General features: G+C 41.6%; 9 protein-coding genes. All 9 read left to right on the forward strand.

Annotated features, from left to right (window positions below; all coding sequences use genetic code 11):
• Positions 1 to 324 precede the first annotated feature (324 nt).
• A complete protein-coding gene (locus ACSLBF_RS19980) occupies positions 325 to 2,214 on the forward strand; it encodes a methyl-accepting chemotaxis protein (protein WP_440056394.1) in 1,890 nt (629 codons plus the stop codon).
• 250 nt (positions 2,215 to 2,464) lie between these two features.
• Complete coding sequence (locus ACSLBF_RS19985; RefSeq protein WP_440056395.1) at positions 2,465 to 3,214, forward strand: DUF3450 domain-containing protein; 750 nt, start codon at positions 2,465 to 2,467, stop codon at positions 3,212 to 3,214.
• A 12-nt stretch (positions 3,215 to 3,226) separates the two neighbouring features.
• Positions 3,227 to 4,594, forward strand: coding sequence for a MotA/TolQ/ExbB proton channel family protein (locus tag ACSLBF_RS19990; protein WP_440056396.1), 1,368 nt, complete (start codon positions 3,227 to 3,229; stop codon positions 4,592 to 4,594).
• A gap of 2 nt (positions 4,595 to 4,596) precedes the next feature.
• Positions 4,597 to 5,124: a MotA/TolQ/ExbB proton channel family protein gene (locus ACSLBF_RS19995; protein ID WP_440056397.1), complete on the forward strand. Its 528-nt coding sequence runs from the start codon at positions 4,597 to 4,599 to the stop codon at positions 5,122 to 5,124.
• Between the two features lie 22 nt (positions 5,125 to 5,146).
• A complete protein-coding gene (locus tag ACSLBF_RS20000) occupies positions 5,147 to 5,557 on the forward strand; it encodes an ExbD/TolR family protein (protein ID WP_010381303.1) in 411 nt (136 codons plus the stop codon).
• 9 nt (positions 5,558 to 5,566) lie between these two features.
• Positions 5,567 to 6,172 (forward strand): energy transducer TonB, encoded by a 606-nt coding sequence (locus tag ACSLBF_RS20005; protein ID WP_440056398.1) that lies wholly within the window; start codon positions 5,567 to 5,569, stop codon positions 6,170 to 6,172.
• 20 nt (positions 6,173 to 6,192) lie between these two features.
• Positions 6,193 to 7,497, forward strand: a complete 1,305-nt coding sequence (locus tag ACSLBF_RS20010; protein ID WP_440056399.1) for a hypothetical protein — start codon at positions 6,193 to 6,195, stop codon at positions 7,495 to 7,497.
• Positions 7,498 to 7,689: 192 nt separating this feature from the next.
• Positions 7,690 to 9,375, forward strand: a complete 1,686-nt coding sequence (locus ACSLBF_RS20015; protein ID WP_440056400.1) for a hypothetical protein — start codon at positions 7,690 to 7,692, stop codon at positions 9,373 to 9,375.
• Between the two features lie 79 nt (positions 9,376 to 9,454).
• Positions 9,455 to 12,142 (forward strand): TonB-dependent receptor plug domain-containing protein, encoded by a 2,688-nt coding sequence (locus ACSLBF_RS20020; protein WP_440056401.1) that lies wholly within the window; start codon positions 9,455 to 9,457, stop codon positions 12,140 to 12,142.
• The last annotated feature ends 164 nt before the right edge of the window (positions 12,143 to 12,306 follow it).

A 12,306-nucleotide genomic window follows, 5' to 3' on the forward strand; every position in this document is an offset into this window, starting at 1 on the left:
ATCATTAATACGTCTGTTCACAACGAAGCCCTTCTCAACTCACGTTGCGGAGGGCTTTTAACATTTAGCGATACTAATAATGAATACGTATTCATAGCGTTAGCCTTTTATATTTAATGGAACGTTCCAAAAACAACTCACTTTACATGCTTTTGGTCCCCTTTATCCGCACTAATCTAAGTTTCTTCTGAATTAATTAGATATTTTTTAGCCAATTAACAGCTAAACTTGTAAAAAACACCGCAAACTTGCCGATAAGCAAAGACAACGCAATAAGTTTTTGCTACAACAATTAAAGACTGACTTATATTGAACAGGATAAAGATGTTTAAAGCGCTAAAGTTCACCACCAAAGTTACCGTCGCCGCCTCTCTCGTTCTGGTAATCGTATTGGGTTTATTTACCATCAATAATTTTTTGGTAATGAGAAGCCAAACAGAAACAAGATTGACATTAGTCTTGCAAGAAATCTCACAATCTGTTTCTCAAAACATTGCAAACTGGCTTAATGACAGACTTGATATAGTCCGTTCGGTCGCCGAAGGCCATCGTGACAGTGATTCTCGTGATGCTGTGTTAAGACGACTACAGACAGCTGATATTGCAGGGGATTTCAAAAACGTATTTCTCGGTACAGAGTCTAAGCAGTTTATCCTTGATGACCCAAATATTCAGCTGCCAGCTGATTACGACCCCACTTCACGCCCTTGGTATACCCTAGCCAAACAAAAAAGAGATACTGCATTTACAACCCCATACATCGACGTCACGACTAATGAATTTACAATCTCAGCGGTGGTTCCTGTGATGTCCGGCAATACGCTAACAGGCGTTGTTGGTGGTGATATCGATATGGCGACAATTACCGAAACGATAAATGCAATCGACTTTTTAGGGTTTGGCTATGGCTTCCTGTTAGACAGTAGCGGCAAAATATTGAGTCACCCAAATACCAAACTTAACGACCGTCCTATTGAAGCTCTATTTGGGAAAAGCTTGGCACTTCAGCCTGAGTTTGTAGAAATTGAACTAGAAGGTAAAGAAGAGCTAGTCTCCTTTGTAAGAATGGAAGGTATAAAAAACGTAGACTGGTACTTAGGCGTGGTGATCAACAAAGACATTGCCTATGCACAAGTATCCAGCTTTAGAAATACGGCGGCGGTTTACATGCTTGTCGGTGTACTGGTTATTGTGTTCCTGTTGAAGTTTTTACTGAACTATTTAATGCGCCCCATGTATGACCTTAATCATGCGATAAAAGATATTGCGCAGGGTGAGGGCGATCTCACGAGAAGATTAAACGTGGACAGCCAAGATGAATTTGGAGAGCTATCTCATTACTTTAATCAGTTCGTAGAAAAAATTCACGACTCGATAGTCAAAGTCAAAGATACAACGGTAATGCTTGAACAATCCGTGAACAGTTTGGTGGATCAAACCCAAGATACACTTTCTATGTATAGCGATCAGTCTAAGCGAACAGATAACGTTGCAACTGCAATTAACGAACTTTCTTCCAGCGCAATTGAAATTTCTAATAGTGCTAATCATGCCTCTGAATTAGCCAGCATTGCCAATAAACAGTCGGTAGATAGCCAGACAGCGTTAAATGCGAACATTGAAGAAATCGCTTCGTTAACTGAAAAAATGTCACAAGCTCAAACGACCGTTGATAGTTTAGATAGGCTGTCCGGCAGTATCGGTCAGGTGTTAGAAGTCATTAAAGGGGTGAGCGAACAAACTAATTTATTGGCGCTTAATGCCGCAATAGAGGCTGCTAGAGCCGGGGAGGCGGGCCGAGGTTTCGCTGTTGTAGCCGATGAAGTCAGACAACTCGCCCAACGAACTCAAGAATCAACGCAAGAAATTGAGACAACCATTGCCGAATTGCAACAAGGTTCATCTTCAGCGGTATCAGTAATGAAAGCCAGCCTCGAAGACTCTGCAAGAAGTGCGGAACAGGCCAATGCCGCGGGAATGAAAATGCAAGAAGTTAGTCACTCAATAGACTCTATAGATGGCGTCAATCACGCGGTAGCGAGTGCGACACATCAGCAAAACACAGTGATCCAGTCACTTGACAGTGATATTCATCATATTAGTGATTTGAGTGTGCAAGGTAGTCAAAACCTAAAAGCTACACTCGATGAATGCAAATCTCTAAAAGCGCAATTTGATGAGTTGGAAAATATGGTATTGAAGTTTAAAGTATAATCTGTTTAATTTTCATACGATGAAAAGCCGCATAAATCGCGGCTTTTTTATTAAAGTTATATGACAATTTTTACCTTTAATCGTAACACCTCTCTTTCACTTCCTTATATTCTGCGATTTCCCTCAGCAAATGTACCTTTTATTTCAACTGTCATAATTCTGAATTATTTACGCAACATGGTTGTCATTTTAGGGAATTAGACTGCACCCAGTTTTTCAGCAACAAGCAACAATTACTAAGGTGTATGCGATGAAGTGCGTTAACCCCCTGCTACTTGCAGGTATGCTAGCAACGGCTGCGGCTGGTGCAAATGAACTAAACCAAGTCATGGACAAAAGCGCTGCAATCAATGAATCTGCAGCAAAATCTCAAACTAAAATCGACGGAATTGCAGATAGCATGCAATCTCGGTTGCAGAAGTTTAAAACCCTAAACAAAGAGATTGATGGCTTAGCCGTTTATAACGCTCAACTGGATAAACAGATTAAAAACCAACTCGACGAAATGGCGGCAATTAATGCGTCAATGGACCGAGTTTCAGTCATCGAACGTCAGATCACGCCATTAATGCTACGCATGATCACAGGTCTAGAGCAGTTTGTAAATTTAGACGTGCCATTCCTTCCTGAAGAAAGAAAGAACCGCATTGAACAACTTACAGATTTAATGGACCGTGCAGATATTACTTCAAGTGAAAAGTTCCGTCGTGTGCTTGAAGCTTACCAAGTAGAAGTTGACTATGGTCGTACTATCGAAGCATACACGTCTCTACTTCCTGTAGATGGCCAAGAAAGAGAAGTCGATTTCTTAAGAATCGGTCGCTTAGAACTACTTTATGTAACAAAAGATGGAAAGAAAGCGGGTTACTGGAACAAAGACAGTCGCAAGTTTGAATCTCTACCTGAAACCAATATTAGCCAAATTAATAAAGGGATCAGAATCGCTCGCAAACAACTTGCACCAGATATGTTAACACTGCCAGTACAAGCGGCAGAGTAAGAGGTAACCAACATGAACTTCCTAAAGAAATTTACAAAACAAGCTATTTTTGCGACTACGATTGCACTATCGGCAACGGCGCAAGCTGAAGAACCCCTAGATCTAGATTCGCTGTTAAAAACCCTTGAACAAGGCCAAGTCGCTCAAACGGCTCAAAACAAACAGCGTGAGGCAGAGTTTAGAGCTAAGCAAGACCAACAAGTGCAAATGCTCAATGCGTTGACAACCAAGCGCAACAACGAGCTCGCACGTTCAGAAAGATTAGAAACAACGTTTGAAGAAAACGAGATTAAATTAGCGAACTTAGGAGACACACTGAGCAAGCGTATGGGTACACTTAAAGAACTATTTGGTGTACTACAGCAGGTTGCAGGTGATAGCTCGAGCAAATTTGCTACATCACTTGTGTCTGCTGAAATTAAAGGTCGCGACGACTATATGTCTGAGCTTGCTAAGAAGATGGGCTCTAGCTCTCGTCTTGCTTCAATCGAAGACATCGAGCAAGTTTGGTTTGAAATGCAGCGCGAGATGACCGAGCAGGGTAAAGTTACACGCTTTAACACTGAGGTTATCGTTGACGGTGGCAGCAAAGTAAACAAAGAAGTACTTCGTGTCGGTGCCTTCAACCTAATTGCAGACGGTAAGTACCTTACTTACAACAACGACACTGAAACACTAGCAGAGCTGACACGTCAACCGTCTAGTCGATTCACTGCAACAGCCGCTGATCTACAAAATTCAAAATCAGGATTTACTGACTTTGCACTGGACCCAACAGGTGGTTCAATCTTAGGGTTGTTAGTTCAAGCACCAAGCACTGAAGAACAAGTTCACCAAGGTGGTGCGGTTGGTTATGTAATCTTAGGCGTAGGTCTACTAGCGTTACTAATCGCAATCGAACGCTTCATTTCTCTTATGCTCATGGGCGCGAAAATCAATCGCCAGCTTAAAGACTCTGTAGCTCGTGAAGATAACCCACTGGGTCGTGTAATGAAAGTGAAAGACCAGTACCCAGATGTTGCCTATGACACGCTTGAGTTAAAGCTTAGCGAAGCCATTCTTCGTGAAATGCCAAAAATCACTCGTAACCTAACCTTAATCAAGATTATCTCTGTCGTTGCACCGCTACTAGGTCTTCTAGGTACGGTAACAGGTATGATTAATACCTTCCAAGCGATTACTTTATTCGGTACGGGTGACCCTAAACTGATGGCTGGTGGTATTTCACAAGCACTCGTAACTACGGTTCTTGGTCTTGTTGTAGCAATCCCGACTGTGTTCCTATACACGTTACTTAACACTCGCTCACGTAACTTGCTACTTATATTACAAGAGCAGAGCGCGGGCATCATTGCAGAACGTAGCGAGAAAGGAGCGTAATCGTGGTCTTATTGCTTGAAGCAATTAACGCACTACGAGAGTTCCTTGACACTGGTGGCCAGGTACTCCTGGTCATCGCAGTCATCACCTTTGCGATGTGGTTATTGATTTTAGAACGCTTTATGTTCTTCTTCGGTAACTACAGAAAATACAAGGGTGAAGTGTTAAATCGCTGGCACGCTCGTAACGAGAGAAACAGCTGGAATGCAGAGCAAATCAGACAAGCGATGATTTCTCGTGCAGGTATTAAATTAAATTCTAACTTACCTTACATCAATGTGATGGTGGCTCTTTGTCCACTGCTTGGTCTCCTTGGTACGGTTACCGGGATGATTGAAGTATTTGATGTAATGGCGATCACCGGTTCGGGAAGTGCCCGTTCCATGGCTTCGGGTGTTTCCAAAGCAACGATCCCAACCATGGCCGGAATGGTAGGCGCATTATCAGGCGTATTTGCGTCAACTTTTCTGCAGCGCAGAGCAAAAAGAGAAGTTGAACTGTTAGAAGACAAATTGTTACTTGACCACTAAGTAACAGCTCGAGGAAAAGAATATGAGAGCACCATTAGCAAAAGTATTTCAAGAAGAAGAAGCTGAAGAAATTAACATGACGCCAATGCTGGACGTTGTATTTATCATGCTCATCTTCTTTATCGTAACCGCTTCTTTCGTTAAAGAAGCTGGGATAGACGTAAACCGTCCAGAAGCCGCAACAGCGGTTAAAAAGCAACGAGCCAATATCCTTGTAGCGATTTCGGACAAAGGTGAAATTTGGATCAATAAACGTCAAGTAGATATCCGCGCAGTTCAAGCAAACATCGAACGTTTGAAAGCCGAGAATCCGCAAGGCAGCGTAGTTATCCAAGCTGATAAAAAGGCAACTACTGATACCTTGATTAAAGTGATGGATGCTTCACGTGCAGCTGGTGCATTTGACGTTTCGATTGCGGCTCAAGAATCATAAGGCTTACTCATGCGTTACCTAATATCACTCGTTATTGCAGGTATCGTTACTTTCTTCCTGTTCTTGGGTATGCAAGCGCTTATCCAAGGCGGTGAAGGGGCGATGACCGACCCAGTTAAAGGGCAAGTATTGGATTTTGTCCGTTTGAAACAAGAAGAAACGGTACAAAAGAAAGAGCGTAAACCGCAAAAGCCACCAACACCAAAAGAACCACCTCCGCCGATGGAGTCACCGCAAACACAAAGCAACAATTTAGACGCTGCTGGTGGAAACTTTGATTTTTCTGCGGATGTAAGTGCAGACGTTGAGTTGGCTGGCGGCTTGGCATTGGAATCTAGCGATGGTGAGTATCTTCCGATAGTAAAAGTGCAACCGGTATACCCAAGACGCGCGCTTTCCAGAGGTATCGAAGGCTACGTGATCGTCGAGTTCGTGGTAACCAAAAATGGTACGGTGAGAGATCCAAAAGTCGTTCAAGCTGAACCTGAAGCAATATTTGACAGAGCAGCCCTAGATGCAGCATTAAAATTCAAGTACAAGCCTCGTGTTGTTAACGGCGAACCGGTTGAAGTGGCCGGTGTTCAGAACAAAATTTCATTTCAAATTAGTGGCTAATAACCATTAAGGACGCGATTATGAAAGTATTTAAACAACTAGCACTTTTCAGTGCGCTAGTAACAGCAGGTGTAACAGCACCGAGCTTGCTTTCAATACTACCAAGTGTTGATATCAACTCAGCGTATGCAGAGACCAAAACCAAACGAGTGCCAGCGCTGAGAGAAAAAGTGTATAGCCAACTTGCACGTGCTCAGAAGCTTGCAGATGAAGGTAATGTCACTGAAGGTTTAGCAGCATTAGATTCGGTAAAAGAACGTTCATCAAGCATGAATAGTTACGAAATCGCAATGATGCATAACTTCTATGGCTTTATTTATTACAATGAAAACCAGCTAGATAATGCTATTGAATCATTTAAGCAAGTTGTTGCTCAAGAGTCTATACCAGAATCTCTTAGATTATCGACGACATTTAGTTTAGCTCAACTTACAATGCAAAATAATGATTATAAATCAACCATTGAATTTCTAGATAAGTGGGAAGAGCTTTCTGAGCAAGCTCCAAAACCTAACTTTTATTTATTAAAAGCGAATGCTCAATATCTATTAAAAGATTATGAAAAAGCGATTGTTAGTATTAACACTGCAGTTAATTTATCAGAATCTGAAGGGCAAGTTCCAAAGGAAAACTGGTTGGTTTTACAGCGAGCTATTTATTATTCTCTAAACCAGCCTGAAAATGTCGTCGCTGTGCTTGAAAAAATGGTCAAGCTTTACGACAAACCTCAATATTGGATCCAACTGGGTGCAATGTATGGCGAAGTGGGTAGTGATAAGAAACAACTTGCTACCTTTGAAACTGCAAAACAACGCGGGTTTATAAAAACCAAATCAGATTATATGCAATTGGCACAAGTTTATCTGATGGGTGGTTTACCGTTTAAGGCAGCAGAAACACTAGCTCAGGGTATAGAAGCCGGAGTTGTAGAAGATACTTCTAAAAATCAAGTGTTTATAGCAGAAGCTTATGTCCAAGCTCGCGAAGATAATAAGTCAATACGTTATTTTGCAGCGGCAGCAGAAAAGGTAGAACACGGCAACTACGACCAACGTTTAGCCGAGATTTATCTCAACACCGAACGTTATGAAGAAGCAGCAGATGCAGCCCGTAAAGCATTGGAGAAAGGTGATTTAACGTTTGAATCTAACGCTTATGTGGCATTAGGTATGGCTCAATTTAATATGCAAAATTTTGATGCTTCTATTCTAGCTTTCGAACAAGCTAAGAAGCATGCAAAATCAACCAACCTTGCTACCCAGTGGATTAAATACGTTAAAAGTGAAAAGGTTCATTCCGAGACACTTAAACAAGCTTTACTTTGATTTTATAATCGCAACACCAAAGCCGCCTTCGGGCGGTTTTTTTATGTATAAAAGTTCCCAAAATAAATATGAAGTTTTGATTACAAAATAATTTCGTAATCTGAATGTCATATTTAACCTTTAATTTGTCCTCATTAATTAAGTACATATCTAATAACTAATTTAATTTAAGTCTACTACTTGGAGTTAGCAATGGAACTACAAAACCTTTTCAAAGTATCTGCGATTGTTGCAGCTTTGGCATTAACTGGTTGTGGCGGCGATATCAAAGTTACGCCTACCGTAAATGACAGCAGTGTTACCAACTCAAACAACACAACGACCACTAATAATGACAATGGTACGAACGGTAACACAGATGGAGAGGAGCCAACTTCAACAAATCCTTGTGTAGCTCGTACTGTAGCTGGTGTTGAAGTTCAAGGGACATTTGATGCGCCACACTGTGTTTATGGCACAGACTTCGCTTCTAAAGCGTTAGAAGTTGAAACAGACCTTACTTTCTCTCCGTTAGCTGATGGTGGCGCACACGTATTTGAAGGTGCACTATTAATCGGTAAAGACTGTGATACATCTACAAACTGTACCATCAATAAAAATGGCCCAACATTAACAGTTGAAGCTGGTACCACGATGGCATTTATGTCTGGTGAAGCTGTATTACGTATCGCTCGCGGAGCAAAAATTGATGCTGAAGGTACTGCTGAGGCACCAATTACATTTACTTCTGCAAATGCATTCGAGAAATTTGATTTAGCTGAGCTTGGTCCACAGTTTGCTGACTGGGGCGGTATCATGATCAATGGTTTTGGCTTTACAAATGAATGTACTGATGCACAACGTGCGGATAACCTTTGTAATAAGGGTTCAGAAGGCGTAACTAGCTACTACGGTGGTAGTGACAATGCAGATAGCAGTGGTTCTATCAAATACGCGAAAATTTGGTACGCAGGTTCAGGTCCTCGTGACGGCGGCCCTGGAGACGACTTAAACTCTCTTACACTTAACGCTGTAGGTTCTGGCTCTAGCTTTGAATATATCCACATTCACCAAGGTTTTGATGACGGTATCGAATTCTTCGGTGGTGCAGCTTCAATTAAGCACATTGTTGTTACAGATACGCAAGACGACGGCATCGACGTAGATGCGGGTTGGCAGGGTAAAGGTCAGTTCATCTACGTTAAACACGGTACCATCACTACTAAGAAAGATGTTGAGTACAATGATGAAGGTGAAACAAAGTTAATTCCAGCTGGTACTCCTGGTTTTATGGGTAACAACGGTTTTGAAACTGACGGTGAGAAAGGAAGCGGTGACGACTATAGCGAAGCACCTGCATCTACACTGAACTTTGCTAACGTAACGGTACTTACAACTGACGGTAAATCAATCCGTGATAACGGTTCATCTCAAGGCATGAAGTTTGATGACGCTATTCGTGGTATGTACTACAACGCTTTAGTTGTAAAAGAAGTTTCAAATAACAAAACAACGTGTATTGAGTTCAAAGATAAAGACGCTGAAGCAAACGCGGCAGCAAATACACTTAACTTTGAAAGCTCTGTTTTAGCATGTGCTGCAAACTTCAAAAATGGCGACAGCTTTAGCGAAAATGTAGCAACAGAAAACAAGCTTGAGTGGTTCGAAAACGAAGGGTCTAACCAGATTCTAAATGGAAAGTTAGACGTACTAGCTGCTGATGGTTTCTCAACAAACGCAGAGTCTACAAACATCACGGTTGCTGTTAAGGACCTATCAACGTTGAACGACAGTTTCTTCGAAAACGTAGATTACATTGGTGCTGTTTCTTCTAAAGATACTTCAAGCGATTGGTACAAATGGGTTAAAGAAGCAATCCAAGCAGCAGAGGCTGACTAATTATCTGCGATAACTTCGGTTATCAGAAGTAGGCGCAGACTCTTCTGCGCCTTTTTTATGATTTTTGGCAGGATTGCAAATGAATACTCAAATGAAACTTAAAAAAGTAGCTCTGGCTATTAGCGCGGCGGTAGCTGTTGGCGCTTCGATGCCGAGTATTGCTGAAGAAGAACAAGCGATCGAAGAAGTGGTTGCAGTTGGTACACGTCTGCAAGGAAGTGCTGCTGCGGTCATTGAAGAAAGAAAGAATCAAGCTTTTGTGGCTGATATCTTAGGGGCAGAGCAATTATCTCGTACCGGTGATAGCGATGCTGCGTCGGCGCTTCGCCGTGTAACTGGTTTGACACTCGTAGACGGCAAGTTTATCTATGTCCGCGGCCTTGGTGAACGTTATTCCAGTGCACGTTTAAACGGTGCAGCGGTACCTAGCCCTGATTTAACACGTAACGTAATACCGTTAGATATCTTCCCATCTAGCATTATTGAAAGTCTCGCGGTTCAAAAAGCCTATTCACCATCAATGCCCGCGGCTTTCGGTGGTGGTAATATCGACATCAGAACAAAATCTGTACCATCAGAATTTACGGCAGGAATCGAAATTGGTGTTGGTCAGGATCTAAATTCTGATAAAGGTTTTACCTATACTGGGCGTTCGAATGGAATTACCGAAGCACTTCAGTCTGGAGTAGTACGCTATAGAGGTGACTTTAGCCTTTCAAAGATAGTAGCTAGAGAACAAATTGAATCAAAAGATGGATTGAGTCGAGCGGATCAAGCCATCGCAATCAACAAAAAGTTGGTACAAACGCTTCCTCGAGATATCCGTGCAAAAGAAGAGTCACTAGACCCTAACTTCGACATTAAAGCAAATATCGGTAACAGTTACGAAGAACCATTTTTTGGTGGTACTGTCGGTTTTATGTTAGCGGGTGCTTATGACAATGATTGGGATTACTCCGAACGACAAACTGGTGTTATCGAGGATGAACTAGCTGAAAACTGTTCATCAACGCTTAAAACCGCAGATGATACAACAAACTCTTGTTATATCACGTTAAAAGATTCTAAGGTAACTTCTGAATCTGAACGCATAAACGGGGTGTTTAACATTGGCTACCGTTTAGATCAGCAAAGTATCACCTATTCAAAAATCTACCTAGAGGATAATGAAGATAAGTCGTCATTCTCGGTTCTTCAAAGCCCTAACGGTAGTACAGTTAGAACCATTTTTGGAACAGGTGAGGCTCAACGTACGCATGAGTTCGAATATGAAGAGCGCCGTCTAGAAATCGATCAAATCATCGGCCAACATACTTTCCTCGATTATTGGGGTATTGGTGCAGATTGGCAATATACTGAATCAAAAGCTGAAACCGCGATTCCAACGGAAATCGATTTCAAATTTATCGATCGTTTTGATGATCAGGGCCAATACGATAGTTCAATAATCACTGGTGATGACAACCGTATTTCCTATTCATTTACGGATATGGAAGACAATGTAAAGTCTTACAGTGGTAACGTAACGCTACCTCTCTCTTTTGAAGGAATCGAAATCACACTAAAAGCGGGTTACGATTTTATGGATAGAGCACGTGTTTATAACACCAGCAACTTTGCAATTAGTAACAAGACAGGTATATCGATTCCGGTCAATTTCGACGAATCAGATATTTACACGATGACAGGTTATCTAAATGATGACTTTTTATCGAGCAACGATATGCTGATCCAATTTAATGAACCTCAAGCACCTGCCGCAGATGATTATCTTGCAGCACAGAAGATCGATGCTGGATACGGTGAATTTGACGTGTTCTTTGATAATACTTGGCGTATCAGTGGCGGTATTCGCTATGAAGACTTTAAACAAGTTTCAATTGGTACTTCAAATAGTATTTTTGATCGCATCAAGCACAGTATTATCTACAGCGAAGAGCGTATTTTAGCCGGTACAGTGAATCAAGATGATACCTTTAACTCGTTATCATTCACCTATCTTGCTGATGGCAACTATCAGGTTCGTTTAGGTTACGGGGAAACAACGGTTCGCCCTGACTTACGTGAACTAGTACCAGTTGCTTACTACGACCCACTGACTGATATCAGAACGTTTGGTGTTTCAGGATTGACGAGCAGCGACCTGAAAAACTATGATGCTCGTTTCGAGTACTATATGGATAACGGCGACAACTTCTCTGTCGCAGCTTTCTATAAAGATATTACCGCACCGATTGAAACTGTTTTAAGAGTGGGCGATGAAGACTACACCGCTACCTTTGTGAACGGTACTGAAGGTGAAGTATATGGTGTCGAAGCGGAATGGCTATATGACTTATCAGGCGTAGCTGACGGGTTCTTTACCTCGGGTAACATTACCCTAAGTGACTCTGAAGTCTCGATTGATCCGGGCCGTGCAGGTAACTTGACCAATCCAACCAAACGTATGACAGGTCACTCGAAGTATGTCGTAAACTTACAGGTGAATTACGACTCTGCAGATGGCCAGCATAGTGGTTCGTTAGTTTATAACGTGGCAGGTGAGCGTATTCTTGCATCTGGTATCGGCGGACGTGATGATGCTTATGAGCAACCATTCCACTCTTTAGACTTAGTTTACACTTGGTATCCTGACTTTAATTCAAAAGTTAAGTTTAAGGTCAAAAACTTACTAGGTGAAGATCAAGAAGTTACTCAGTCTGACGTAATCGTTAGAAAGCGTGACAAAGGCACTGAGCTAAGTCTAAGTTATAGTTACGAATTTTAATAAATTCGGCTAACTTGTAAAGGCCAAGGTTTACACCTTGGCCTTTTTGATCCCAATCAAAATTCGACAATTTTTTGATAAAAAATGCTTATTTTCATAGACTCTTGCCTAGTAATTTGTGTATAGTAGCGACATTAAAATTTTATCTATTAAACTCAATCAGT

Origin of the sequence: Pseudoalteromonas sp. T1lg65, assembly GCF_051930985.1 — a bacterium.
GTDB lineage: Bacteria > Pseudomonadota > Gammaproteobacteria > Enterobacterales > Alteromonadaceae > Pseudoalteromonas.

Coding starts and splice junctions, on each gene's coding strand:
- ACSLBF_RS19985 (WP_440056395.1), top strand. CDS start 2,465: ATGAAGTGCGTTAACCCCCTGCTACTTGCAGGTATGCTAGCAACGGCT.
- ACSLBF_RS20015 (WP_440056400.1), top strand. CDS start 7,690: ATGGAACTACAAAACCTTTTCAAAGTATCTGCGATTGTTGCAGCTTTG.
- ACSLBF_RS20010 (WP_440056399.1), top strand. CDS start 6,193: ATGAAAGTATTTAAACAACTAGCACTTTTCAGTGCGCTAGTAACAGCA.
- ACSLBF_RS20020 (WP_440056401.1), top strand. CDS start 9,455: ATGAATACTCAAATGAAACTTAAAAAAGTAGCTCTGGCTATTAGCGCG.
- ACSLBF_RS19990 (WP_440056396.1), top strand. CDS start 3,227: ATGAACTTCCTAAAGAAATTTACAAAACAAGCTATTTTTGCGACTACG.
- ACSLBF_RS20000 (WP_010381303.1), top strand. CDS start 5,147: ATGAGAGCACCATTAGCAAAAGTATTTCAAGAAGAAGAAGCTGAAGAA.
- ACSLBF_RS19980 (WP_440056394.1), top strand. CDS start 325: ATGTTTAAAGCGCTAAAGTTCACCACCAAAGTTACCGTCGCCGCCTCT.
- ACSLBF_RS20005 (WP_440056398.1), top strand. CDS start 5,567: ATGCGTTACCTAATATCACTCGTTATTGCAGGTATCGTTACTTTCTTC.